Source organism: Paraburkholderia haematera (assembly GCF_905220975.1).
Lineage (GTDB): Bacteria > Pseudomonadota > Gammaproteobacteria > Burkholderiales > Burkholderiaceae > Paraburkholderia > Paraburkholderia haematera.
The window spans coordinates 86,540-110,180 of the sequence record NZ_CAJNBK010000015.1; the positions used below are offsets into that span (position 1 = coordinate 86,540).

The 23,641-nt window shown below is 62.3% G+C and carries 23 protein-coding genes; 18 read left to right on the forward strand and 5 right to left on the reverse strand.

Annotated elements, in window-relative coordinates:
- Nucleotides 1-8: 8 nt before the first annotated feature.
- The 8 genes from KHO23_RS23195 (at nucleotide 9) to cysM (ending at nucleotide 7,579) form a co-directional block, all read left to right on the forward strand.
- The gene (locus KHO23_RS23195) at nucleotides 9-335 is read left to right on the forward strand and encodes an integration host factor subunit beta (RefSeq protein ID WP_028200079.1); all 327 of its coding nucleotides are present in this window, start codon (nucleotides 9-11) and stop codon (nucleotides 333-335) included.
- A 358-nt stretch (nucleotides 336-693) separates the two neighbouring features.
- Entirely contained in the window at nucleotides 694-987 is a 294-nt protein-coding gene (locus KHO23_RS23200; RefSeq protein ID WP_074282569.1) for a LapA family protein, read from the forward strand.
- A gap of 69 nt (nucleotides 988-1,056) precedes the next feature.
- Entirely contained in the window at nucleotides 1,057-2,232 is a 1,176-nt protein-coding gene (lapB, locus tag KHO23_RS23205) for a lipopolysaccharide assembly protein LapB (RefSeq protein ID WP_211613566.1), read from the forward strand.
- 161 nt (nucleotides 2,233-2,393) lie between these two features.
- On the forward strand, nucleotides 2,394-3,809 hold the full coding sequence (locus KHO23_RS23210) for a UDP-glucose dehydrogenase family protein (RefSeq protein ID WP_211613567.1): 1,416 nt from the start codon (nucleotides 2,394-2,396) through the stop codon (nucleotides 3,807-3,809).
- Entirely contained in the window at nucleotides 3,763-4,770 is a 1,008-nt protein-coding gene (rfaE1, locus tag KHO23_RS23215) for a D-glycero-beta-D-manno-heptose-7-phosphate kinase (RefSeq protein WP_236066959.1), read from the forward strand. Before KHO23_RS23210 ends, rfaE1 begins: the two co-directional genes overlap by 47 nt.
- A 148-nt stretch (nucleotides 4,771-4,918) precedes the next feature.
- Nucleotides 4,919-5,911, forward strand: a complete 993-nt coding sequence (gene rfaD / locus KHO23_RS23220; protein WP_211613568.1) for an ADP-glyceromanno-heptose 6-epimerase — start codon at nucleotides 4,919-4,921, stop codon at nucleotides 5,909-5,911.
- Nucleotides 5,912-5,988: 77 nt separating this feature from the next.
- Nucleotides 5,989-6,390 carry a ComEA family DNA-binding protein gene (locus KHO23_RS23225; RefSeq protein WP_211613569.1) on the forward strand — a complete coding sequence of 134 codons (402 nt, stop codon included), beginning with the start codon at nucleotides 5,989-5,991 and terminating at the stop codon, nucleotides 6,388-6,390.
- A 286-nt stretch (nucleotides 6,391-6,676) separates the two neighbouring features.
- Nucleotides 6,677-7,579: a cysteine synthase CysM gene (cysM, locus tag KHO23_RS23230; protein WP_211613570.1), complete on the forward strand. Its 903-nt coding sequence runs from the start codon at nucleotides 6,677-6,679 to the stop codon at nucleotides 7,577-7,579.
- Between the two features lie 131 nt (nucleotides 7,580-7,710).
- On the opposite strand, the gene mltB is transcribed toward cysM, so the two are convergent.
- Nucleotides 7,711-8,859, reverse strand: a complete 1,149-nt coding sequence (mltB, locus tag KHO23_RS23235) for a lytic murein transglycosylase B (RefSeq protein ID WP_211613571.1) — start codon at nucleotides 8,857-8,859, stop codon at nucleotides 7,711-7,713.
- A 282-nt stretch (nucleotides 8,860-9,141) separates the two neighbouring features.
- Here mltB and KHO23_RS23240 point away from each other — a divergent pair, with 282 nt between their 5' ends.
- The gene (locus KHO23_RS23240; RefSeq protein ID WP_211613572.1) at nucleotides 9,142-10,065 is read left to right on the forward strand and encodes a histone deacetylase family protein; all 924 of its coding nucleotides are present in this window, start codon (nucleotides 9,142-9,144) and stop codon (nucleotides 10,063-10,065) included.
- 63 nt (nucleotides 10,066-10,128) lie between these two features.
- A complete protein-coding gene (locus KHO23_RS23245) occupies nucleotides 10,129-10,929 on the forward strand; it encodes an enoyl-CoA hydratase (RefSeq protein WP_211613573.1) in 801 nt (266 codons plus the stop codon).
- Between the two features lie 90 nt (nucleotides 10,930-11,019).
- On the opposite strand, the gene KHO23_RS23250 is transcribed toward KHO23_RS23245, so the two are convergent.
- Nucleotides 11,020-11,946, reverse strand: coding sequence for an alpha/beta hydrolase (locus KHO23_RS23250; RefSeq protein ID WP_211613574.1), 927 nt, complete (start codon nucleotides 11,944-11,946; stop codon nucleotides 11,020-11,022).
- A gap of 251 nt (nucleotides 11,947-12,197) precedes the next feature.
- On the opposite strand from KHO23_RS23250, the gene KHO23_RS23255 reads away from it, so the two are divergent.
- From KHO23_RS23255 to KHO23_RS23280, 6 genes are all read left to right on the forward strand, one after another.
- Nucleotides 12,198-13,232 (forward strand): methionine ABC transporter ATP-binding protein, encoded by a 1,035-nt coding sequence (locus KHO23_RS23255; RefSeq protein WP_211613575.1) that lies wholly within the window; start codon nucleotides 12,198-12,200, stop codon nucleotides 13,230-13,232.
- Nucleotides 13,222-13,875 (forward strand): methionine ABC transporter permease, encoded by a 654-nt coding sequence (locus KHO23_RS23260; protein WP_054037200.1) that lies wholly within the window; start codon nucleotides 13,222-13,224, stop codon nucleotides 13,873-13,875. The genes KHO23_RS23255 and KHO23_RS23260 overlap by 11 nt, the downstream gene beginning before the upstream one ends.
- A gap of 33 nt (nucleotides 13,876-13,908) precedes the next feature.
- Nucleotides 13,909-14,709 (forward strand): MetQ/NlpA family ABC transporter substrate-binding protein, encoded by an 801-nt coding sequence (locus KHO23_RS23265; protein ID WP_211613576.1) that lies wholly within the window; start codon nucleotides 13,909-13,911, stop codon nucleotides 14,707-14,709.
- Nucleotides 14,710-14,972: 263 nt separating this feature from the next.
- Nucleotides 14,973-15,722: an electron transfer flavoprotein subunit beta/FixA family protein gene (locus KHO23_RS23270; RefSeq protein WP_211613577.1), complete on the forward strand. Its 750-nt coding sequence runs from the start codon at nucleotides 14,973-14,975 to the stop codon at nucleotides 15,720-15,722.
- 13 nt (nucleotides 15,723-15,735) lie between these two features.
- Nucleotides 15,736-16,671, forward strand: a complete 936-nt coding sequence (locus KHO23_RS23275; protein ID WP_211613578.1) for an electron transfer flavoprotein subunit alpha/FixB family protein — start codon at nucleotides 15,736-15,738, stop codon at nucleotides 16,669-16,671.
- A 102-nt stretch (nucleotides 16,672-16,773) separates the two neighbouring features.
- Entirely contained in the window at nucleotides 16,774-18,564 is a 1,791-nt protein-coding gene (locus tag KHO23_RS23280; protein ID WP_211613579.1) for an acyl-CoA dehydrogenase, read from the forward strand.
- 148 nt (nucleotides 18,565-18,712) lie between these two features.
- Here KHO23_RS23280 and KHO23_RS23285 read toward each other — a convergent pair whose 3' ends face one another.
- Nucleotides 18,713-19,999, reverse strand: a complete 1,287-nt coding sequence (locus tag KHO23_RS23285) for a D-amino acid dehydrogenase (RefSeq protein WP_211613580.1) — start codon at nucleotides 19,997-19,999, stop codon at nucleotides 18,713-18,715.
- 160 nt (nucleotides 20,000-20,159) lie between these two features.
- Between KHO23_RS23285 and KHO23_RS23290 the strand changes: the two genes are divergently transcribed.
- Both KHO23_RS23290 and KHO23_RS23295 read left to right on the forward strand, forming a co-directional pair.
- The gene (locus KHO23_RS23290; protein ID WP_007180908.1) at nucleotides 20,160-20,648 is read left to right on the forward strand and encodes an Lrp/AsnC ligand binding domain-containing protein; all 489 of its coding nucleotides are present in this window, start codon (nucleotides 20,160-20,162) and stop codon (nucleotides 20,646-20,648) included.
- Between the two features lie 98 nt (nucleotides 20,649-20,746).
- Entirely contained in the window at nucleotides 20,747-21,892 is a 1,146-nt protein-coding gene (locus KHO23_RS23295) for a PA0069 family radical SAM protein (RefSeq protein ID WP_211613581.1), read from the forward strand.
- Between the two features lie 16 nt (nucleotides 21,893-21,908).
- On the opposite strand, the gene KHO23_RS23300 is transcribed toward KHO23_RS23295, so the two are convergent.
- Nucleotides 21,909-22,376: an NINE protein gene (locus KHO23_RS23300; protein WP_172166848.1), complete on the reverse strand. Its 468-nt coding sequence runs from the start codon at nucleotides 22,374-22,376 to the stop codon at nucleotides 21,909-21,911.
- A 104-nt stretch (nucleotides 22,377-22,480) separates the two neighbouring features.
- Nucleotides 22,481-23,617 (reverse strand): PQQ-dependent sugar dehydrogenase, encoded by a 1,137-nt coding sequence (locus KHO23_RS23305; RefSeq protein WP_407946065.1) that lies wholly within the window; start codon nucleotides 23,615-23,617, stop codon nucleotides 22,481-22,483.
- Between the last annotated feature and the right edge of the window lie 24 nt (nucleotides 23,618-23,641).

A 23,641-nucleotide genomic window follows, 5' to 3' on the forward strand; every position in this document is an offset into this window, starting at 1 on the left:
GCTGCAGTATGACCAAATCGGAATTGGTCGCCCAGCTGGCTACGCGATTTCCGCAGCTTGTACTTAAAGATGCGGATTTCGCGGTGAAGACGATGCTTGATGCGATGTCGGAGGCGCTTGCCAACGGTCATCGCATCGAAATTCGCGGCTTCGGCAGCTTCGGCCTTAATCGTCGTCCCTCCCGCGTCGGGCGTAATCCGAAGTCGGGCGAAAAAGTGCTGGTACCTGAGAAGTATGTGCCGCATTTCAAGCCGGGCAAGGAGTTGCGCGAACGGGTAGACCGACGTTCGGGCGAGCCGCTGAAGGCCGATGAGCCGGATGACGACGACCTGTAAATGCTTTGCTGTGTAGTTCGCAGCATGGCATTGGTAGCGTCAGCGGCCAAAGCCAGACGGCAAAAGACCAGAAAAAGCGCCTTCGGGCGCTTTTTTTTCGCCCGTCGTTTTTGTTATGAGTTTGTCTGTGGGCTGCTGGCCGCGCGTTCCAAAGCGCGGCGCGCCCCAAAATCGCATACGTCTGTCAAGGCGCGCGCTTGCGGTAAGGTAAGTCCGCGCGAAAGTCCTCTATCAGCCAGTTCCTGCCCAGCCGCGAGGGCTTCAATTACAATACGGGTCACTTCGGCGCGGGCTACACCGTGGCGCGACGCGTCATCAAGCCGGCGTCACCCAGCAACTGCCGTCAAGAGACCTATTCATGAAATTTATCGTCTGGCTGATCCGTGTGCTGGTGTTCGTGCTCCTGCTGGTGCTCGCGCTCTCCAACACACAACCCGCTACGTTGAATTTCCTCGCTGGCTATGCGTGGTCGGCGCCTTTGATTCTGATCGGCCTCGCGTTCTTCGTGGTGGGGCTGCTGGCCGGACTGGTGTCGTCGATGCCGGCCATGGTGCGCCTGCGCATGGAGAATGGCCGGCTCAAGCGCGAGTTGCGTGTGGCGCGCGAAGCTCCGGTAGTGGTCGAACAACCGCCCATGCCGCCGCTGATCTAAGTTGTCTTCTGCCGCGCTTCTGAAGCGCGGCTTCCCGTTTCCGCTGTCCCGCACATTTGCATTAATCGCATGGATCTAGACTTCTGGTGGCTGCTCGCCGTACCCGTCGCTTTTGCGTTCGGCTGGATGGCCGCACGCTACGACCTCAAGGCGCTGCTGTCCGAAAGCGCCAACCTGCCGCGTTCATACTTCCGTGGCCTGAACTTCCTGCTCAATGAGCAGCCTGACCAGGCAATCGACGCGTTTATCGAAGTCGTCAAGCTCGATCCGGAAACGATTGAGTTGCACTTTGCGCTGGGCAATCTGTTCCGCCGCCGCGGTGAGACAGACCGCGCGATTCGCGTGCATCAGAACCTGCTGAGCCGCACCGATCTGCCTGTCACCGAGCGCGATCACGCGCTGTACGAACTGGGTCAGGACTTTCTGAAGGCCGGTTTGCTCGATCGCGCCGAGGAGACTTTCCGTTCGCTCGAAACCGGCAATTACGCGCTGGGTGCGCAGCGTGCGCTGCTGACCATCTACCAGATCGAGAAAGACTGGGTTAAGTCGATCGACACCGCGCGCCACCTGGAAACAATGGGCGCCGAGTCGCTCGACAAGGAAATCGCGCAGTTTCATTGCGAGCTTGCCCAGGAAGCGCTTCAGCAGAAAAACGCCGATGAGGCACGCCGTCAGCTAGGTTTTGCGTTGAAGGCGAACCCGACCAATGTACGCGCCACGATCCTGTTCGGCGACGTCGACTCGGCGGCAGGTTCGCACGAGGCAGCGATCGTCCATTGGCGGCGCGTCGAGGAACAGAACTCTGCCTATCTGCCGCTCGTCGCGGAAAAGCTGATGAAGGCCTATGAGGCGCTCGGCCGTCCGCAGGATGGCGCCGATCTGCTGATCACGTGGGTAGACAGCTATCCGTCGAATGATCTGCTCGACGTGACCTACCAGCACATTGCGGCGGTACGCGGGCCCGACGCCGCGCATGCGCTGGCGCGCTCGCAGATGCAGAAGTCGCCGAATCTCGCAGGCATGACGCGTCTTCTGGAAGCCCAGGAGGCCGTCGCGGAAGAGCCGCGGCGCAGCGAGCTCGAACTGATGCGTACGCTGATTCGTCAGCGCACCAAAAATCTGCCACGGTATACGTGCCAGAATTGTGGTTTCAGGGCGCGGTTGTTTTACTGGCAGTGCCCGGGTTGCAGCGGTTGGGAAACCTATGCGCCGCGTCGCGTCGAACCGATCACGGCGTCGAATTGATGCGGATGCAATCGCGGATGCAATCGCGGTTGCAATCGCGAATGCAACCGTATAGCCGCGCCGCAACGACGGCGGCCCGTCAGGCGGATTAAGCCGGGCGGGATCATGACGGCCTTGTTCACTACGAGAAACCCTCACCGGAACCCTCTACCGGAAAGCGTATGAAAATTACCATTATCGGCACGGGCTATGTTGGCCTCGTCACCGGCGCGTGCCTCGCCGAAATCGGCCATGACGTCTTCTGTCTCGACGTCGATCCGCGCAAGATCGAAATCCTCAACAATGGCGGCGTGCCAATCCACGAGCCGGGTTTGCTGGAGATCATCGCCCGCACGCGCGCGGCGCGCCGCATCACGTTTTCGACGGATATCGAAGCGAGCGTGGCGCACGGCGAGGTGCAGTTCATCGCCGTCGGCACACCGCCCGACGAAGACGGCTCGGCCGACCTGCAATACGTGCTCGAAGCGGCGCGCAACATCGGCCGCACGATGAACGGTTTCAAGGTGATCGTCGACAAATCGACGGTGCCGGTCGGCACGGCGCAACGCGTGCGCGCGGTGGTCGAAGAGGAACTGGCCAAGCGCGGGCTCGCCCATAGCGAACAGCATCGTTTCTCGGTGGTGTCGAACCCTGAGTTTCTGAAGGAAGGCGCGGCCGTCGACGACTTCATGCGCCCCGATCGCATTGTGCTCGGCAGCGATGAAGACGAAGCGGGCCTGCGCGCGCGCGAACTGATGAAGCGTCTGTACGCGCCGTTCAACCGCAATCACGAACGCACGCTGTATATGGATGTGCGCTCGGCTGAATTCACGAAATACGCAGCCAATGCGATGCTCGCCACGCGCATCTCGTTCATGAACGAGATGTCGAATCTGGCGGACCGGGTTGGCGCGGATATCGAAGCGGTGCGTCGCGGCATCGGTTCCGACCCGCGCATCGGCTATCACTTCCTGTATGCCGGTGCCGGCTACGGCGGCTCGTGCTTCCCGAAGGACGTGCAGGCGCTGATCCGCGCCGCCAGCGAAAGCGGCCACAATCTGCGCATTCTCGAAGCGGTCGAGGAAGTGAACTACAAGCAGAAAGACGTGCTGGTGAAGAAGATCACGGGCAAGCTCGGTGAAGACCTGAGCGGCCGCACGTTCGCCGTGTGGGGCCTCGCATTCAAGCCGAATACCGACGACATGCGCGAAGCGCCGAGCCGCCGCGTGATCGCCGAGTTGCTGGCGCGTGGTGCCCACGTGCGCGCATACGATCCGGTGGCGGTGGCCGAAGCGCGCCGCGTGTTCGCGATCGATCTGCACGATGCGCCGGAGCAGCAAGCGCGTCTCACGTTCACGAGCACCCAGGACGAAACGCTCACCGGTGCTGACGCGCTGGTGGTCGTCACCGAATGGAAGGAATTCAAGAGTCCGGATTTCGTGCATCTGAAATCAGTGCTGAAGTCGCCGCTGATTTTCGATGGCCGCAATCTGTACGAGCCGGACGCGATGACCGAACTCGGCATCGACTATCACTCGATCGGACGCCCTTATGCCCAGCCCTCTGAATTTCCGGCCGATGTCTCCAGCAATGCCTGAGACTGCTCAGTCCGTACCCACGACGGCACTGACCGTGGTGCCGCGCGAACGCCTCGGCGCGGCGCGCGTGCTGGTGGTCGGCGACGTGATGCTCGATCGCTACTGGTTCGGCGACGTGAACCGTATTTCGCCGGAAGCGCCGGTGCCGGTCGTGCACGTGCAGCGCCAGGAAGACCGCCTCGGCGGTGCGGCGAACGTCGCGCGCAATGCAGTGGCGCTCGGCGCGCAAGCGGGTTTGCTGTGCGTGGTCGGCCACGACGAGCCCGGCGAGCGCATTGTGCAATTACTCAGCGAAAGCGGTGTGGTGCCGCATCTGGAACGCGATCCGGATCTGCTCACCACCATCAAGCTGCGCGTGTTGTCGCGTCAGCAACAGTTGCTGCGCGTCGACTTCGAAAACTCGCCGGCGCATGAAGTGCTGCTCGCGGGCCTCGCGCGCTTCGACGACCTGCTGCCGTCGCACGACGTGATCCTGATGTCCGATTACGCGAAGGGCGGTCTCACGCACGTCACGCAGATGATCGCCAAGGCGCATGCGGCGGGCAAACCGGTGCTGGTCGATCCGAAGGGGGACGACTGGGAGCGCTATCGCGGTGCCACCTTGATCACGCCGAATCGCGCCGAGTTGCGCGAGGTGGTCGGACAGTGGAAGTCCGAAGAAGATCTGATCGCGCGCGTAACGAAACTGCGCGCCGATCTCGAGTTCAAGGCATTGCTGCTGACGCGCTCGGAAGAGGGTATGACGCTCTTCTCCGACGACGGCATCCTGCACGCCTCGGCCGTTGCACGCGAAGTGTATGATGTGTCGGGCGCGGGCGACACCGTGATCGCCACGCTCGCCGCCATGCTCGGCGCGGGTTTGACGCTGGTCGAGGCCGTTGGGCTCGCGAATCGCGCGGCTGGCATCGTGGTCGGCAAACTCGGCACCGCCACCGTCAACTACGACGAACTTTTTCATTGATGCGGCCTGCCGGCTTCCTTGCTTTACGCGCTGCAGTCTCAGCGGTGTAAAACAGGAATCCGCGGGGCGTCAACTGAGCATGTCGATCGGAGTTAGCGCTTTAGCGCTGACTCTAATCCCATGCAAAGCTCATTACGGCAGAATCATCATGACTCTCATCGTCACCGGCGCGGCCGGCTTTATCGGCAGCAATCTCGTGAAGGCGCTCAATGAGCGCGGTGAACAACGCATCATCGCGGTCGATAATCTCACGCGCGCGGACAAGTTCAAGAATCTCGTCGACTGCGAGATCGACGACTATCTCGACAAGACCGAATTCGTCGAGCGCTTCAAGCGGGGCGACTTCGGCCGGGTGCGCGCGATTTTCCACGAAGGGGCCTGCTCGGACACGATGGAAACTGACGGTCGCTACATGATGGACAACAACTTCCGCTATAGCCGCGAAGTGCTCGATGTCTGTCTGGCGCAGAACATCCAGTTTCTGTATGCGTCCTCGGCGGCAACGTATGGTGGCTCGAGCCGCTTCGTCGAAGAGCGCGAAGTCGAGCAGCCGCTGAATGTGTACGGCTATTCGAAGTTCCTGTTCGACCAGGTGATTCGCCGGGTGCTGCCTGCCGCGAAGAGCCAGATCGCCGGCTTCCGTTATTTCAACGTGTATGGGCCGCGCGAGACCCACAAGGCGCGCATGGCCTCGGTGGCGTTTCACAACTTCAACCAGTTCCGCGCGGAAGGCAAGGTCAAGCTGTTCGGCGAGTACAACGGGTACGCCGCCGGCGAGCAGACGCGCGATTTCGTCTCCGTCGAAGACGTGGTCAAAGTGAACCTGTTCTTCTTCGATAATCCGGACAAGTCGGGCATCTTCAATCTGGGTAGTGGCCGGGCGCAGCCGTTCAACGACATCGCGAGCACGGTGGTCAACACGCTGCGTGCGTTGAACAACGAGCCGCCGTTGTCGCTCGCGGATCAGGTGCAACGCGGGTTGATCGAATACATTCCGTTCCCCGATGCATTGCGTGGCAAGTATCAATGCTTCACGCAAGCCGACCTGACGAAGCTGCGCGCGACCGGCTATGACGCGCCATTTATGAGCGTGCAGGAAGGTGTCGATCGATACGTACGTTGGCTATTCGGCCAGGTGTAAATCTTTCGGATACCTCTTTAAACTGGAATCTCCCGGTTGGTGATGGTCGCCAACCGGTTGTACGAGGGAGATTCCATATGTTTCGAAAAATTCTGGTTACCGCGGCCATGCTGGCCGCTTTTGGCCACGCGTATGCCGCGGTCGACGTCAACACGGCTAACGAGGATGCGCTGCGCGGCATCAAGGGCATCGGTCCTGCCAAAGCGAAAGCCATTCTCGAAGAGCGTTCAGCGCATGGTCCGTTCAAGGACCCGTCCGATCTCGGCAAGCGCGTCAAAGGCATGGGCGGGCATACCGTCGAGCGCCTGCAGGCGGAGGGTCTCGCTGTCGGTCCGGCTGGCGCGGCTGCTAACACGCAGGCTGCGGCGTCTGCACAGACCAAAGGCGCGGCCGCTGCGGGCAATGGCGCGAATGTGGCCAACTCAGGCAATGCGGCCACGACTCAAAAGAGCAACGCCACTGTAGCGGTGAAGAAATAACCTGACGCGGGCCGTGCGCGCGAGGCGGGTCACCTCTGCGCGCCTGGTCCCGCGGCGGGTCTGTTAGCGTCGTTCCCCTTCATGGTCGGAGTGGGTAAGAACACTCCTTCAGCTGTCATGCAGATGACTGGCTCCCGCGGTTCTCAGCCGCGGGCTTTTTGCGTTGCGCTCGCATGCCAGTCAGCGTGTGCATCCATGCGCCCAGAAGGGCCGTACGGCAGCGGTGCGCACGGTGGTTTAGAATCGATAGATTGAGACTCCGCGCATCGACTGCTCCAGAACCGATATGGCTTACAAAACGATTGAAGACACGATTGGCAATACGCCGCTCGTGCAACTCGTCCGGCTCCCTGACGACGAGATCCGCAGCCGCAATAATGTGATCCTTGCGAAGCTCGAAGGCAACAATCCTGCGGGTTCCGTGAAGGACCGCCCGGCGCTGTCGATGATCAAGAAAGCGGAAGCGCGCGGGCGCATCAAGCCGGGCGACACGCTAATCGAATCGACCAGCGGCAACACCGGCATTGCGTTGGCGATGGCGGCGGCGATCCGCGGCTACAAGATGGTGCTGATCATGCCGGAAGATCTGTCGGTGGAGCGCCGTCAGAGCATGGCCGCGTACGGCGCGCAGATCGTGCTGACGCCGGTGACGGGCGGCATGGAATACGCGCGCGATCTCGCTGAACAGATGCAGCGCGAAGGCAAGGGCATCATCCTCGACCAGTTCGCGAACCCGGACAATCCTGCCTCGCATATCGAAGGCACGGGCCCGGAAATCTGGCGCGACACCGAAGGGCGCATCACACACTTCGTTTCGTCGATGGGCACGACCGGCACGATCATGGGCGTGTCCACCTATCTGAAGGAACAGAATCAGGCGATCGAGATTATTGGCGCGCAGCCGGAAGAAGGGTCGCGCATTCCGGGCATCCGCAAGTGGCCGGAAGCCTATCTGCCGAAGATATTCGATCGTAGCCGCGTGGACCGTGTCGAGAATGTGGGCCAGGCCGCCGCCGAAGCAATGGCGCGGCGCATGGCATCGGTCGAAGGGATCTTCGCCGGCATCTCGTCGGGCGGGGCCTGTGAGGTGGCGCTGCGGGTCGCGCGCCAGGTCGAGAATGCGACGATCGTGTTTATCGTCTGCGATCGGGGTGACCGGTATCTGTCGACGGGTGTGTTCCCGGCGTGATTGCGCTTCGCCGCTCCAAGCGGCCTCAATCTGAGTTGGGCAATAAAAAAGCGCCGGTTTAACCGGCGCTTTTTTTGTGTTGCTCAATACCCGTTCATGACGCGGCGAGTGTCTGCCACCCGCCGCCCGGCTTATTGCGAAGCCGCGCCAGGTGCCGCGGCATTGCCACTGGCGTTTGCCGCGTCGCTCGCTTCCATCTGTGCCTTGACCCGCTGGCCCAGTTGATAAACCGCGAGTGCGTAGAAGAAACTGCGGTTATAGCGCGTCAGCACATAGAAGTTCTTCAAGCCCAGCATGTACTCGGTACCGCGCCCCGGCGACGGCAGATCCACTACCGTCACCGGCGTGCCGGCTTCCGACCCGATATCGACGCCCGGTTCGTTCAGCAGCAGTCCGGCACGCAGCAATTGGTCCAGCGGCCAATGCGGCTCCGGCTTGCCGTCGGCCGCCGCTTGCGCCACGCCCAGGCTGCCGGCGTCCGTGCCGATCTTCCACACCACCGGCCGGCCGTTTTCCCAGCCGTTCTGGCGCAGATAATTCGCCACGCTGCCGATCGCATCCGCCTGGCTCGTGCGCAGATCGATCTGCTTATTGCCGTCGTAGCTCACTGCGTATTGCACGATGCTGCTCGGCAGGAACTGCGGAATTCCGATCGCGCCGGTATAGGAGCCGAGCACGGTGGTCGGGTCGATTTGCGAATCGCGCGTCCACACCAGGTAGTCTTCAAGATTCTTGCGGAAGGTCGCCTGGCGATCCGCGCGATTGGCGGTATTCGGATAGTCGAAGGTGAGCGTGGTCAGCGCGTCGAGCACACGGAAGTTGCCCATGAAGCGCCCGTAGATCGTCTCCACGCCAATGATGCCGACAATCACTTCCGGCGGCACGCCGAACTCTTCATAGGCGCGCTGCAGCGTGGCCTGGTTGGCGCGCCAGAAACGCACGCCGGCGTTGATACGCACCTGGTCGAGAAAGCGCGACTGATACACGCGCCAGTTCTTGATCGTCGGCGAGGGTGACGGCGTGACGAGCTTGACCGCCGTGGCCGAATAGCTCACACGTGCGAAGAGCGCGTGCAGTGCGGCTTCGTCGAAATCGTAGCGTGCGGACATGTCGTTGATGAACGCGTCCACGTTCGGATTGTTCGCGTAGCGCTGCGGAATGATCTCTTCTTCGAAGGTTTGCCCTTGCGGCACCGCCGGTTGCGGTTGGCTTTGCGCGAGCAGCAGCGGCGGCTTCGTCGCGGTGCTTTGCGCCGTTGCCGGACTGGTTGCCATGAACATGCACGATGCGACAGACAGTGCGGTGGCTACAGCCTTCGTGCGTAGCCGGTTTCGTGCAGACAGAGCAAGCTTGACGGTCATAGTGAGCTAGGGGCGCAGTGCGAAAGAGACGGGGGAAAACGGATCGGGGCAGTATACCCGACGGCTTCCGCAAATCCTTGCCCAGAGCGTCATAGTCGCATCGTGTGGTAACTTGGCAAATGTTGGCGCGCCTGGTGTGCGCGCCCATGGACGGAGACACGCCGCGCGCGCTTTGAAAGCGTCGCGCCGCAGACGAGAATCATGGCAACAGGCTTTTACTCCCACGCCGATTGTTTGCTGCACGATATGGGGCAATGGCATCCCGAATGCCCGGCGCGCCTGCAGGCAATCGAAGATCAATTGATCGCGAGCCGCATCGACTCGCTGATCGAGCGCGAATCGCCGCCGCTCGCCGATGAAGCCGCGCTGTTGCGCGTGCATACGCAAGCCCACGTCGATTACATCCGCAGCCGTTCGCCTGCCGAGGGTCTCGCCGAAATCGATCCTGACACGTCGATGAACCCGCACACCTTGCAAGCCGCGTTGCGCGCGGCGGGCGCCGCGGTGGCCGCGACCGACGCCGTGATCGAAGGCCGCTACGACAACGCGTTTTGCAGCGTGCGCCCGCCAGGCCACCATGCGGAGCCGGCACGCGCGATGGGCTTCTGCTTTTTCAACAACGTTGCGATCGCCGCGCGGCATGCGCTAGAAGTACACGGCATGCAGCGCGTGGCGATCGTCGACTTCGACGTCCATCACGGTAACGGTACTGAAGCGGCCTTTTCGGGCGATTCGCGTGTGCTGATGTGCAGCATCTTCCAGCATCCGTTCTATCCGTTTACCGGCGCCGACAATCAGGCGCCCAACATGTGCAACGTGCCGATGCCGGCGCGCTCGAAAGGCATGGCGGTGCGCGAAGCGGTGGATATGCTGTGGCTGCCGCGCCTGCATGATTTCAAGCCGGAGATGATCTTCATCTCGGCCGGCTTCGACGCGCATCGCGAGGACGATCTCGGCAACATGGGTCTCGTCGAAGACGACTACGCCTGGATCACCGACCAGGTGCGCGAGGTCGCGAAGCGCTATGCGCGTGGGCGGATCGTCAGTTGTCTCGAAGGCGGGTACAACCTGTCGGCGCTCGGGCGCAGCGTGGTCGCGCACGTGCGTTCGCTGGCAGGGATCTGAGCCGAAACGCTACAAGCGTCGCGTGAACGCCGCGAACCGCATGAATTCAACGAGGAGCGAGCCATGAATGCCGAGGTGCGCAGTGCTTCGCTGGTCGAAATCGAACACGACGCTTACGGCGTGCCGGGCGTCGTCCGATTGACGATGAACCGGCCCGATGCCTTCAACGCGCTCTCCGAAGCGTTGCTCGAAGCGTTGCAGTCGACGCTAACCGCGCTGGCGGAGTCCAATGCGCGGGTGGTGGTGATCGCCGGCGCCGGCCGCGCTTTCTGCGCGGGGCACGATCTGAAGGAAATGCGCGCGGCGCCGTCGCTCGCGTACTACCAGGATTTGTTCGCGCGCTGCACGAAACTGATGTTGACGATCCAGCGTCTGCCGCAACCTGTGATTGCGCGCGTGCACGGCATCGCCACGGCAGCTGGCTGTCAACTGGTCGCGATGTGCGATCTGGCAGTTGCTGCCGATACCGCGCGCTTTGCCGTCTCGGGTGTCAACCTGGGTCTTTTCTGCGCAACACCTTCGGTGCCGCTGTCGCGCAATCTGTCACGTAAGGCGGCGCTCGAAATGCTGCTCACGGGCGATTTCATCGACGCTATCCAGGCGAAGCAGCAGGGCCTCGTGAATCGCATTGCGCCGATGGACGCGCTCGACGCGGAGGTGGCGCGGCTCGCGAAAAGCATCTGCGCGAAACCCGTCGAAGCGGTGAGCGCCGGCAAAGGTCTTTTTTATCGCCAGCTCGAAATGGGCATCGAAGCGGCGTATCAGCTAGCCGGCCAGACCATGGCCTGCAACATGATGGACGACTCCGCGCTCGAGGGCGTGCAGGCGTTTATCGACAAACGCCCGCCCGACTGGAAGCGCTAGCCGGGCTCGACTGCTCGCGGCGTGGGCCGGTTCAGCGCCCGGCAGTGCCAAAGCCTGAGCTTTGCCTGCATGCCGTCCGGCGTCCGGTACTCAGGCTTTGGGCAGCCGCTTCTCGATCCAGTCGATCAGCGCGCCGATCACGCGATCCCGGTCGAGATCGTTCATCGTCTCGTGATAGCTTTCCTCGTGCATTGTGAGCGTCTTGTCCGGCGAACCCGCGTGCGCGCCGAAATCGCGGCTGCCCTCGGGTTCGGTGAGTTTGTCGGCGGTGCCGTGATACACCAGCAGCGGCACGCGCAGCCCCGCACGGCCGCGTTCGATGCGCGCCATCGCCAGTAACAACTCCGCGCCTGTACGCGCCGGAATCGCGCCGTGATGAACCAGCGGATCGTTGCGATTGGCGTTCACCACGGGTTGAAGCCGCGAGAGCAAAGCCGCGTCGATTTTCATTGCCGGGAAAGTCGGCCAGATGCGGCTGATCACCTGGCTCACCTTGAGCATCCAGCGCGGCACATCGCGGCCTGGCGCGAGCGCGGGACTCGACAGAATCAGGCCGCTCAGCCGGCGCCCGCTTGCCTCCAGCCGTTCGATCGCGTACAGCGCCGCGACCGCGCCACCCATGCTGTGGCCCATCAGGAACAGCGGCGCGCAGCTTGTGGCTGCTTCATCGAGCAGGGCCTGAGCGTCGAGCAGATAGTCGTCGAAGCGCTCCACCCACACGCGTTTGCCCGGCGCATGCCCGTGTCCGCGCAAATCGATGGCGACGAATTCAAGACCGGCCGAATTCAGCCGATCCGCCAGCGCGGCATAACGCCCCGCGTGCTCCGCGAGCCCATGCACCAGTGCGACGGTGCCGCGCAACGGTGTCGTGGTGGGCCAGCGATACAGCGGCAGTTCGACGCCGTCGCTCGTCGTGACTGTCGAGCGCACCGCGGCGCCGCCTTTCGGGGCGCCTGCAGGGGCGTTCACAGAGGCGTTCGCTGCGGGACGCACATTGCCGGGTCGAGTGGTTTCCATAGCTGCGGTTTGTCCTCTACGTGTCCTGATTCTGAATCGCCCGATCATAGTCGCAGCGGGCGCGCATGCGTGAGCATCGGGCACCGGGCGCGCCTCTAATGCCCTGTGGTTATGAAAAGATCGTAATTGATTATTAAAGGGAATGACGACGCTGCGGTAGAATTGCGGGCTCAAATCCTAATAAAAGCAACGGCGGCCGCTTGTCGGGAGCGCACGACGCTCGTTGGCAAACTCCGCCGTTTTGTTTTTCCATGATCGAAATACGCAATATCTCTCAGCGGTTCGCCGGGCCCCGGGGCTGGGTCGAGGCGCTGCACAACGTCAATCTGTCGATTCCTGCGGGCGAGGTGTTCGGCATCATCGGCCGCAGCGGCGCGGGCAAGAGTACGCTCGTGCGCACCCTCAACCTGCTGACGCGTCCGAGTGAAGGCAATATCGTCGTCAATGGCCGCGATCTGACGACGCTGCCCGCCGCGCAATTGCGCGAGGCGCGTCGCGAAATCGGCATGATCTTCCAGCACTTCAACCTGCTGTCCTCGCGCACGGTGTATGAGAACGTGGCGTTGCCGCTCGAACTCGCCGGCATGAAGCGCGATGAAATTGAAGCGAACGTGCTGCCGCTGCTCGAACTGGTCGGTCTGTCGGCGCAGAAGGATCGTTATCCGGCGCAAATCAGCGGCGGCCAGAAGCAGCGCGTCGGCATCGCGCGTGCGTTGGCGAGCAAGCCGAAGGTGCTGCTCTCCGACGAGGCGACCTCGGCGCTCGATCCCGAAACCACGCGCGCGATCCTCGAACTGCTCAAGCGCATCAATCGCGAACTGAACCTGACGATCGTGCTGATCACGCACCAGATGGACGTGATCAAGCAGGTCTGCGACCGCGTCGCGGTGCTGGACGCGGGCCGTGTGGTCGAAGAGGGCAAGGTCATCGACGTATTTCTGCAACCGCATCATGAAGTCACGCGCGCGCTGATCGGCGACGTGATCGCGCAGGAACTGCCGCCCGCGATGAAGGCGCGCGTGGCTGAACGCCTGAAGACCGGCCGCGGCCATTTGCTGCGCCTCGCGTTCACCGGCTCGGGTGTCGATCAGCCAATCCTGTCGGAAACGATTCGCCGCTATGAACTCGACTTCAACATCCTGCACGGCCAGATCGACGAGATTCAGGGGCAGGCATTCGGCTCGCTCGCGGTGCTCGCGGGCGGCGAACCGGCGAAGGTGGCAGAGGCGCTGACGTATCTGCGCGAACAGGGTGTGGTGGTGGAGGAGCTGTCGTATGTTGAGTGAAATGTTCGATATGTTCGTCCAGTCGTTCTGGGAAACGCTCGTGATGGTGGGCATCTCCGGACTGGTCGGCGCAGCAGTCGGGCTGCCGCTCGGCGTGCTGCTGTATCTGACGGACCGCCAGGGCGTGCTGCAGAACATCGCCGTGAATCGCGTGATGGGGGTGATCGTCAACGCGGTGCGCTCGACGCCATTCATCATTTTGCTGGTCGCGGTGATTCCGTTCACGCGCCTCGTGGTGGGTTCGTCGATCGGCACGGCTGCGGCCGTGGTGCCGCTGACGATCGCCGCGGCGCCGTTTATCGCGCGTCTGGTCGAAACCGCGCTGCGCGAAGTCGATCGCGGTCTGATCGAGGCGGCACAAGCGATGGGCGCAACCACCAGTCAAATCGTCTTCAAGGTGCTGTTGCCGGAGTCGCTGCCGGGCGTGGTCGCCGGGTTGACCATTACCTTCGTGTCGCTGGTCGGCTATTCGGCGATGGCCGGTGCGATCGGCGGCGGCGGGCTCGGCGATCTGGGCATTCGGTACGGGTATCAGCGTTTCCTGCCCGAGGTGATGGTGACGGTCGTCGTGATTCTGATCGTCTTCGTGCAGCTGGTGCAGTCGTTCGGGGATTGGCTCGTGCGTCGTTTGAGCCATAAGTAAACAGCGATAAACAAAGTCGCAAAAAGGTCCAACATGCAACGTCGTTTCATTCTCAAACTGGCCGCCACGCTCGGCGCCGCCTCGCTGTTCGCCGCCGCCACGGCGGCTCACGCTGATGACATCATCAAGGTCGGTGTGACGGGCGGCCCGCACGCGCAGATCATGGAAGTCGTGAAGACGGTTGCGGCAAAGAACGGTCTGAACATCAAGATCGTCGAATTCTCCGACTACGTGCAGCCGAACGCGGCGCTCGCCGGCGGCGACCTCGACGCAAACAGCTATCAGCACGACCCGTACTTGCAGGCCCAGGTGAAGGACCGCGGCTACAAGCTGATCCGCATCGCCGATACGGTTACGTACCCGATGGGCATCTACTCGAAGAAAGTGAAGACGCTGGCAGAATTGCAGCCGGGCGCGAAGATCGCGGTGCCGAACGATCCGACCAATGGCGGCCGGGCATTGCTGTTGCTGCAAAAGCAGGGTCTGTTGAAGCTGCGCGCGGACGCAGGTCTCAAGGCAACGCCGCTCGACATCGTCGACAACCCGAAGAAGTTGAAGATCGTCGAACTCGACGCCGCGCAAATCCCCCGTTCGCTGGGCGATGTGGACGCCGCCGCGATCAATACGAACTTTGCGATGGAAGCGGGCCTGAAGCCCAGACAGGACGCCATTGCAATCGAAGACCCGAAGGGGCCGTACGTGAACATCATCGCAATCCGCGAAGCTGACAAAAACAAGCCTTGGGTTGCGAAGCTGGTCGCGGCGTATCATTCGCCGGAGGTGAAGCAGTTCGTCGAGAGCAAGTTCGGCGGGGCGGTGATTACCGCCTGGTGATCGGACGGCCGGGTTTTTGGCCGTTTTTCCCGACTGTTGGCATGGCAAGACACGACGGCAGCGCAAAATTAGAGTCGTCCGTCTTAACCCGGGGTTGTCGCCCGGGTTTTTTCGAGATTAAAATAGAACGACCGTTCGATATTGCCGTCACGCCGCTGAGGAGCGATATCCTCCTGCTAGAGCACCCGCGACACGGCTGCTGCGAAAGGGCAGTCGCTATAATGTTCGTTGGGTTGACGTATTCGTAACTTTGGAGCGTGTGCATGAAAATCCTGGTGCCAGTCAAGAGAGTGGTCGATTACAACGTGAAAGTCCGGGTCAAGTCGGACGGCACGGGCGTCGACATCGCGAACGTGAAGATGTCGATGAATCCGTTCGACGAAATTGCGGTTGAAGAAGCCGTTCGTCTGCGTGAAGCGGGCGTGGCGACGGAAGTGATCGCCGTGTCGTGCGGCGTGACGCAGTCGCAAGAAACGCTGCGCACGGCGCTGGCGATCGGCGCGGACCGCGCCATCCTGATCGAGTCGAACGAAGAGCTGCAGCCGCTGGCGGTGGCCAAGCTGCTGAAGGCGCTGGTCGACAAGGAACAGCCGCAACTGGTGATCCTCGGCAAGCAGGCGATCGACGACGATTCGAACCAGACTGGCCAGATGCTGGCTGCGCTGGCGAACCTGCCGCAAGCCACGTTTGCCTCGAAGGTTGTCGTGGCTGATGGCAAGGCAACGGTATCGCGCGAAGTGGACGGCGGTGCTGAAACGCTGTCGCTGACGCTGCCGGCCGTGATCACGACCGACCTGCGCCTGAACGAGCCGCGCTATGTGACGCTGCCGAACATCATGAAGGCGAAGAAGAAGCCGCTGGAAGTCGTCAAGCCGGAAGACCTGGGTGTCGACGTCACGCCGCGCCTGAAGACGCTGAAGGTTGTCGAGCCGCCGAAGCGCTCCGCCGGTGTGATGGTGCCGGATGTGAAGACGCTGGTCGAGAAGCTGAAGACCGAAGCCAAGGTGCTGTAAGGAGACGGACGAAATGACGAATCTGGTAATAGCAGAACACGACGGTGCGTCGATCAAGGCCGCGACGCTGAACACGGTTGCAGCCGCGCAGAAGATTGGTGGCGACGTTCACGTGCTGGTGGCGGGTCACAACGCGCAAGCCGCAGCGGATGCGGCAGCGAAGATTGCAGGTGTTAGCAAAGTGCTGCTGGCCGACGCGCCGCAACTCGCAGCGGGTCTCGCAGAAAACGTCGAAGCGACGGTGCTGAACATTGCGAAGGACTACACGCACATCCTGGCGCCGGCGACTGCCTACGGCAAAAACATCGCGCCGCGTATCGCCGCGAAGCTCGACGTCGCACAGATCAGCGACATCACCGCAGTGGACTCGGTCGACACGTTCGAGCGCCCGATCTACGCCGGTAACGCGATCGCTACGGTGCAATCGGCTGACCCGATCAAGGTCATCACGGTTCGCACGACGGGCTTCGACCCGGTTGCAGCCGAAGGCGGCAGCGCAACGGTCGAGAAGATCGAAGCGGCAGCCGACACGGGCCTTTCGCAATTCGTGAGCCGCGAAGTGACGAAGCTGGACCGTCCGGAGCTGACCTCGGCGAAGATCATCGTCTCGGGTGGCCGGGGTCTCGGCAACGGCGAGAACTACACCAAGGTGCTCGAGCCGCTGGCTGACAAGCTGAACGCGGCGCTGGGCGCGTCGCGCGCGGCAGTCGATGCGGGCTTCGTGCCGAACGACTATCAGGTCGGCCAGACCGGCAAGATCGTGGCGCCCCAACTGTACGTGGCCGTCGGCATCTCGGGTGCGATCCAGCATCTGGCCGGCATGAAAGACTCGAAGGTCATCGTCGCGATCAACAAGGATCCGGAAGCGCCGATTTTCAGCGTCGCCGATTACGGTCTGGTGGGCGATCTGTTCACGCTCGTGCCGGAGCTCGTCAGCGAGCTCGGCTAAGCGCCGCAACGCCGTAAAAAGGCGTCTGGCAGCACGCGAGAGGGCGCGGGACCTATCAAGTCCGGCGCCCTTTTTTTATCGAAAGTCAGGAGGAGAACTAAAATGAGCTATTCGGCGCCCATCAAGGACATGCTGTTCGTGATGAAAGAGCTGGCCGGTCTCGAAGACATCGCGACGCTGCCAGGCTTCGAAGACGCGAACCTCGATACGGCGCAGGCCGTGCTCGAAGAGTCAGCGAAACTGTGCGGAGAAGTACTGGCGCCGCTGAACGTCGAAGGCGATCGCAATCCGAGCAGCTGGAAAGATGGCGTGGTGACCGCAACGCCCGGTTTCAAGGACGCGTTCCGTCAGTTCTCCGAAGGCGGCTGGCAAGGCGTGCAACATCCGGTCGACTACGAAGGCCAGGGCCTGCCCAAACTGATCGCGACGCCCTGCGTTGAAATGCTCAACGCGTCCAACCTGTCGTTCGCACTGTGCCCGCTGCTGACGGACGGCGCAATCGAAGCGCTCCTGACGGCCGGCACTGAAGCGCAGAAGCAGGCCTACGTGCCGAAGCTGATCTCCGGCGAGTGGACCGGTACGATGAACCTGACCGAGCCGCAAGCCGGTTCCGATCTCGCGCTGGTGCGCACACGCGCGGAACCGCAAGGCGACGGTTCGTTCAAGCTGTTCGGCACCAAGATTTTCATTACGTGGGGCGAGCACGACATGGCGAAGAACATCGCCCATCTCGTGCTGGCGCGCACGCCGAATGCACCGGAAGGCGTGAAGGGCATCTCGCTCTTCATCGTGCCGAAGTTTCTCGTCAATGAAGACGGCTCGCTCGGTGAGCGCAACGACGTGCATTGTGTCTCGATCGAGCACAAGCTCGGCATCAAGGCGAGCCCGACCGCGGTGCTGCAATTCGGCGACCACGGCGGCGCGATCGGTCATCTGATCGGCGAAGAAAATCGCGGCCTCGAATACATGTTCATCATGATGAACGCGGCGCGTTTCGCGGTGGGCATGCAGGGCGTTGCCATGTCCGATCGCGCGTATCAGAAGGCCGTCGCGTATGCGAAGGATCGCGTGCAAAGCCGTCCGGTGGATGGCTCCGCGAAACAATCGGTGGCGATCATTCAGCACCCGGACGTGCGCCGCATGCTCGCAACGATGCGTGGTCTCACGGAAGCATCGCGCGCGTTGGCGTATGTCGCCGCGGCGCACAGCGACATCGCGCATCGTCATCCTGACGCAGCCTCGCGCGCTGAACATCAGGAGATCTACGAATACCTTGTGCCGATCGTGAAGGGCTGGAGCACGGAACTGTCGATCGACGTGACGAGCCTCGGCGTGCAGGTGCACGGCGGCATGGGTTTCATCGAGGAAACCGGCGCTGCGCAGTATTACCGCGACGCGCGCATTCTGCCGATCTACGAAGGCACAACCGCGATTCAGGCCAACGATCTGATCGGCCGCAAGACTGTGCGCGACGGCGGCAAGGTCGCGAAGTCGCTACTGGCCGATGTGGCGGAAACGATCGAGGCGCTCGGCGCGCAACAAGGTGCCGCGTTCGACTCGATGAAGAAGTATCTGGCGCAGGGTCATCGCTCGCTGAGCGCCGTGGTCGATTTTGTTGTCGCCAACACGAAGAGCGATCCGAACGCGGTGTTCGCCGGCAGCGTTCCGTATCTGAAGCTGGCGGGCGTTGTCCTGGGCGGCTGGCAGATGGCGCGTGCGTTGCTCGTGGCGGCTGAAAAGCGCGCCGAGGATCCGTCGTTCTACGGCGCGAAGATCGCGACCGCGCAGTTCTATGCCGAGCATGTTCTGCCGCTGGCGTCGGCGTTGGAAGCGTCGATTGTCAGCGCGAAGGGTGGGGAGGGGGTGCTGGCGTTGTCGGAAGATCAGTTCTGATGTTGCATTTCTGCTCTCGATCCATGTAGCGAAAGCTCGTGCGAAAAAACAAACGGCGCCCTGTGAGGCGCCGTTTGTTTTTGTCACGCCGGTCCGTCTATCACGACCAACCGGCGTAACCGCTCGCGAAGCGGTAAATCGTCAATCCTTACGCATAAGCCGGGCGATGCGCACCGCCGGTCTCGCCGAGATAGCGATGCACCGACAGATCGTCCGCCTTGATCACCGGCTGCTTGCCCGACATCACGTCGGCCAGCAATTGACCTGAGCCGCACGACATCGTCCAGCCCAGCGTGCCGTGCCCCGTGTTCAGGAACAGGTTCGGCACGGGAGTGCGGCCGACGATCGGCGTGCCGTCAGGCGTCATCGGACGCAGGCCGGTCCAGAACGTAGCCTTCGACGTATCGCCGCCGCCCGGGAACAGATCGTTCACGCACAGTTCCAGCGTTTCGCGGCGCGCCTGGCGCAGCGACTTGTCGAAGCCGACGATCTCCGCCATGCCGCCGACGCGAATCCGGTCGTCGAAGCGCGTGATCGCGATCTTGTAGGTTTCATCGAGCACGGTGGAAATCGGCGCGGACGCTTCATTGACGATCGGCGCGGTGATCGAATAACCCTTGAGCGGGTAGACCGGAATCTTGACGAGGCCGGACAGGAATTTCGTCGAGTACGAACCGAGTGCCACGACGAACGAATCCGCGCGCACCATTTCAGCACCGCATTGCACGCCGGCAATGCGGTCGCCCGCCATGGCGAGTGCGTCGATCGGCGTGTTGTAGCGGAATTTGACGCCCAGTTGTTCGGCCAGCGCGGCGAGGCGCGTGGTGAACATCTGGCAGTCGCCGGTTTCGTCGCCCGGAAGGCGCAGACCGCCCGTCAGCTTGTGCGAGACCGCGGCGAGCGCCGGTTCGGCTTGCGCGAGTTCGGCCGGCGACAGCAGTTCATACGGCACGTTCGCTTCCTGCAACACGGCGATGTCTTTCGCGGCGCCGTCGAACTGCTGTTGCGTGCGGAACACCTGCAGCGTGCCGCCGGTGCGGCCTTCGTACTGGATGCCGGTTTCGGCGCGCAGCGCTTGCAGACAATCGCGGCTGTACTCGGCGAGACGGACCATGCGGCCCTTGTTCACCGCATAACGCGACGACGTGCAGTTCTGCAGCATCTGCCACATCCATTGCAACTGGAATTGCGTGCCGTCGAGGCGGATCGCCAGCGGCGCATGCTTCTGGAACATCCACTTGACGGCCTTCAGCGGCACGCCCGGCGCCGCCCACGGCGACGCGTAGCCCGGCGAGATCTGGCCGGCATTGGCAAAGCTGGTTTCGAGCGCCGGGCCGGCCTCGCGATCGATCACCGTGACTTCGTGACCGGCGCGCGCCAGATAATAAGCGCTCGTCACCCCAACGACGCCACTGCCCAAAACGACGACTCGCATAGCTGCTCCAGAGAAAGGTCTGAGGGCGGCGCGCTCGTCGATTCGTTGGAATTCATTCGATTAACGAGGTGTAACGCGGTTCGCCCAGTGATAACCGCTATACTATTAACAGTCAGGCAGGTTTTGTTATCGTATTTTCAAGATTTTCAGCAAAAACACTATGCGTACACAGCGCCAACCGGTCCGGGCTCTCGACAAACTCGATCACAAGATCCTGCGGCTCCTGCAGCAAGACGGCCGGATGGCGATGAAAGACCTTGCCGAACAGGTCGGACTGTCTGTGACGCCTTGCATCGAGCGCGTCAAACGGATGGAGCGCGACGGCGTCATCACCGGCTATCACGCACGGGTGAACCCGGCTGAGCTGGGCGCGGCGCTGCTGGTGTTCGTCGAGATCACGCTCGACCACAAAAGCGGCAACATGTTCGACCAGTTCCGCCGCGAGGTGCAGAAGATCCCCGAGGTGCTGGAGTGCCACCTCGTCTCCGGCGACTTCGACTATCTGATCAAGGCGCGCATCGGCGAAATGGCCGACTACCGCAAACTGCTGGGTGACATCCTCTTGCAACTGCCCGGCGCGGTGCAGTCGAAAAGCTACGTGGTAATGGAAGAGATCAAGGAAACGCTGACGATCGCGGTTGGCGATTAGTTCACGCTGGAGGGGCGTAGCTGGACTCGACAAACGGCGTAAACACTGTATATTTATACAGGTATTTTGCGCCGCCTTTGTTTTTACGTGCTCCAGCCGTGACCGATTCCGACACCCACTCCGCTAACGAATTTCCGATCGCTCCGCCAGCGCCCCGCAAGGGGCGCGGCGCGGTGACGAACTTGCAAGGCCGTTACGAAGTCGACCACCGCGAAGTGGTGGACGACGGCTGGCTTTCGTCACAGGAGGAAGATGGCGAACCCAAGGTCTTGCGCACGCAGGTTTTCGAGGAGCGGGCCAAGACCATTCTTACGCGCAATGCGTCGCCGGATATTCCGTTCAGCGTGTCGCTGAACCCGTATCGGGGCTGCGAACATGGCTGTATCTACTGCTTCGCGCGGCCTACACATAGTTATCTAGGGCTGTCGCCCGGTCTCGACTTCGAAAGCCGTATCTACGCGAAGATCAACGCGCCGGAGTTGCTCGAACGCGAGTTGTCGAAGAAGTCCTATGTGCCCGAGCCGATCGCGCTGGGCGTCAATACCGACGCCTGGCAGCCCGTCGAGCGCGATTTGCGGCTCACGCGGCGGGTGGTCGAAGTGCTCAGCGAGCGGGGCCATCCATTCGCGGCGATCACCAAATCGTCGCTGATCGAGCGCGATATCGATCTGCTCGCGCCGATGGCGGCACGCGGGCAGTTCATGGCGGCCGTCACGATCACCACGCTGGACGCGGACATCGCACGCACGCTTGAGCCGCGCGCGGCTACGCCGTCGCGTCGATTGCGCACGATCCGTACCTTGAGCGAGGCGGGTATTCCGGTTGGCGTGAGCATCGCGCCGGTGATTCCATTTGTGACCGAGCCGGACATGGAGCGTGTGCTGGAAGCGTGCGCCGAGGCCGGTGCATGCAATGCGAGCTACATTGTGCTGCGCCTGCCGTGGGAAGTCGCGCCGCTATTCAAGGATTGGCTCTCGGCGCATTTTCCCGATCGTGCCGACCGGGTGATGAGTCGCGTGCGCGATATGCGGGGCGGGAAAGACTACGACTCGAACTTCTCGACTCGAATGAAGGGAGAGGGATTGTGGGCGGACCTGCTGAAGCAACGCTTCCAGAAGGCCACGCGCCGGCTCGGGTTAAACCGGCGCGATCGCGGCATTCTCGATATGTCGCACTTTCGCCGTGTCGAGGCGGTGCGTGCTGAACCGCCGCCAAGCGACAATCCGCAGTTGAGGCTTTTTTAGCGCGGCGCGCGGGAGCTCATTGCGACAGCGCTTTGGCGGCCTGGACCTGACCTTCGAAGTAAGTCTGGAACGAGATCGCAAGGCCCGTCATCAGCAGGAACGCACCGATCAGCAGCGAAAAGATCACGATGAAAATGACGGTCCAGCCCGAGCGGCTTTTGCGCTGGGTTTGCGGGTTGAACTGCGCGTCCCATTTTTCATCCGGGCGCAGGCCGTAGACGATCGCAGCCAGAAAGGCGGAGAGCAGCGAAACGGCGCCGAAAAAAGCGAGTACCCAACCGAGCATCGAGGCGCGCTCGCTTGCCACCACCAGCATGGCGCCCGGAATTCCGATCAGCGTGCCGAGCAGATGAGCCCATCCGTAAATGTCGCGCATGCCATACAGATAGAAGCGGTGGGCGCCGAGGCTCCCGAAGAAGAAGGCCAGCGCGGCGGTAATCGTCTTGGATCTGAAGTGCGAGGAGGTCGAAGCAAGGGTGGACATGTAGGCGATAGCAGAGTGGCGGGCGGTCGAAAGGAGCAGGGCGCCGGTGGGCGCGGATCGACGCGCATTCTACGCCCGCGGCGCGCTTACGGCTAAGGCTAAGGCTACGGCTGCGGCGCTGAGTAGGTTACACGGTAGACCGCGCCGGCGTAGTCGTCGCTGATCAGGAGAGAACCGTCAGGCATCGGCTGGACGTCGGCTGGGCGGCCCCATACGACTTCGCCCGGTTGGAGCCAGCCTTCGGCAAAGACTTCCTGATGCGCGTTGCTGCCGTCGGGGTTGGTAATCACCCGCACGACGCGGTAACCCACCTTTTTGCTGCGATTCCACGAACCGTGTTCGGCGATGAAAATATTGTCCCGGTAGGCGGCCGGAAACATTGCGCCGCTGTAAAAACGCATGCCGAGTGAGGCGACGTGGGCACCGAGTTTGACAACCGGTGGCGTGAAGGCGCTGCACGGATGGTCTTTGCCGAATTCGGGGTCGGGCGTGTCGCCGCCATGGCAGTACGGAAAACCGAAGTCCATCCCGCCGCGCGGCGCGCGGTTGAGCTTGTCGTCCGGCACGTCGTCGCCCATCATGTCGCGGCCGTTGTCGGTGAACCACAACTCATGTGTCACCGGGTGCCAGGCGAAGCCAACCGTGTTGCGAACGCCGCGCGCCACGACCTCGTAATGGCTGCCGTCCGGGTCCATGCGGCCGATCAGCCCAAAGCGGTCGCGGTCTTTCAGGCAGACGTTGCAGGGCGCGCCTTGCGGCACGTACAGCTTGCCGTCCGGCCCGAAAGCGATGAATTTCCAGCCGTGGTGCGTTTCCGTCGGCAGTGTGTCGGTGACAACGGCCGGTTTGGGCGGGTCATTCAGATGGGCGTCGATCGCGTCGAAGCGTAGAATTTTCGACACCGCGGACACATATAGCGCGCCATCCCGCCACGCCACGCCCGCCGGCGTTTCGAACCCGGAGGCGATTACGTGGCGGGCCGTCACGCGCCCATTCTGCAATTCGAGTGCGTAGACGTGGCCATCAAGGCTGCCTATATAAAGAATGCCTTTCGGCGAGAGCGCCATGCCCCGCGCGCTGGGTACCGTGTCCGAAAGGACCTCGATATGGAAGCCCGGCGGCAGTTTGATGCGTTCGATAGGCAGTGCGGCTAGCGCCGGCAGGGTCGTAGCGGCGAGCAACAACGTTGCGCCGGCTCGCAGGGCCCGAACACGGACGGTGTTCGAAAAGCCGGCAAGCAGCGAGAAACCGGCGAGTGAAGCGGA

Bases quoted from the DNA above. Each gene is read 5' to 3' on its own strand.
- KHO23_RS23290 (WP_007180908.1), top strand. From the start codon at position 20,160: ATGCGTACACAGCGCCAACCGGTCCGGGCTCTCGACAAACTCGATCAC.
- mltB (WP_211613571.1), bottom strand. From the start codon at position 8,859: ATGTTCATGGCAACCAGTCCGGCAACGGCGCAAAGCACCGCGACGAAG.
- KHO23_RS23200 (WP_074282569.1), top strand. From the start codon at position 694: ATGAAATTTATCGTCTGGCTGATCCGTGTGCTGGTGTTCGTGCTCCTG.
- KHO23_RS23270 (WP_211613577.1), top strand. From the start codon at position 14,973: ATGAAAATCCTGGTGCCAGTCAAGAGAGTGGTCGATTACAACGTGAAA.
- cysM (WP_211613570.1), top strand. From the start codon at position 6,677: ATGGCTTACAAAACGATTGAAGACACGATTGGCAATACGCCGCTCGTG.
- KHO23_RS23210 (WP_211613567.1), top strand. From the start codon at position 2,394: ATGAAAATTACCATTATCGGCACGGGCTATGTTGGCCTCGTCACCGGC.
- KHO23_RS23255 (WP_211613575.1), top strand. From the start codon at position 12,198: ATGATCGAAATACGCAATATCTCTCAGCGGTTCGCCGGGCCCCGGGGC.
- KHO23_RS23240 (WP_211613572.1), top strand. From the start codon at position 9,142: ATGGCAACAGGCTTTTACTCCCACGCCGATTGTTTGCTGCACGATATG.
- KHO23_RS23225 (WP_211613569.1), top strand. From the start codon at position 5,989: ATGTTTCGAAAAATTCTGGTTACCGCGGCCATGCTGGCCGCTTTTGGC.
- KHO23_RS23280 (WP_211613579.1), top strand. From the start codon at position 16,774: ATGAGCTATTCGGCGCCCATCAAGGACATGCTGTTCGTGATGAAAGAG.
- KHO23_RS23195 (WP_028200079.1), top strand. From the start codon at position 9: ATGACCAAATCGGAATTGGTCGCCCAGCTGGCTACGCGATTTCCGCAG.
- KHO23_RS23250 (WP_211613574.1), bottom strand. From the start codon at position 11,946: ATGGAAACCACTCGACCCGGCAATGTGCGTCCCGCAGCGAACGCCTCT.
- rfaD (WP_211613568.1), top strand. From the start codon at position 4,919: ATGACTCTCATCGTCACCGGCGCGGCCGGCTTTATCGGCAGCAATCTC.
- KHO23_RS23275 (WP_211613578.1), top strand. From the start codon at position 15,736: ATGACGAATCTGGTAATAGCAGAACACGACGGTGCGTCGATCAAGGCC.
- rfaE1 (WP_236066959.1), top strand. From the start codon at position 3,763: ATGCCCAGCCCTCTGAATTTCCGGCCGATGTCTCCAGCAATGCCTGAG.
- KHO23_RS23300 (WP_172166848.1), bottom strand. From the start codon at position 22,376: ATGTCCACCCTTGCTTCGACCTCCTCGCACTTCAGATCCAAGACGATT.
- KHO23_RS23285 (WP_211613580.1), bottom strand. From the start codon at position 19,999: ATGCGAGTCGTCGTTTTGGGCAGTGGCGTCGTTGGGGTGACGAGCGCT.
- lapB (WP_211613566.1), top strand. From the start codon at position 1,057: ATGGATCTAGACTTCTGGTGGCTGCTCGCCGTACCCGTCGCTTTTGCG.
- KHO23_RS23245 (WP_211613573.1), top strand. From the start codon at position 10,129: ATGAATGCCGAGGTGCGCAGTGCTTCGCTGGTCGAAATCGAACACGAC.
- KHO23_RS23260 (WP_054037200.1), top strand. From the start codon at position 13,222: ATGTTGAGTGAAATGTTCGATATGTTCGTCCAGTCGTTCTGGGAAACG.
- KHO23_RS23265 (WP_211613576.1), top strand. From the start codon at position 13,909: ATGCAACGTCGTTTCATTCTCAAACTGGCCGCCACGCTCGGCGCCGCC.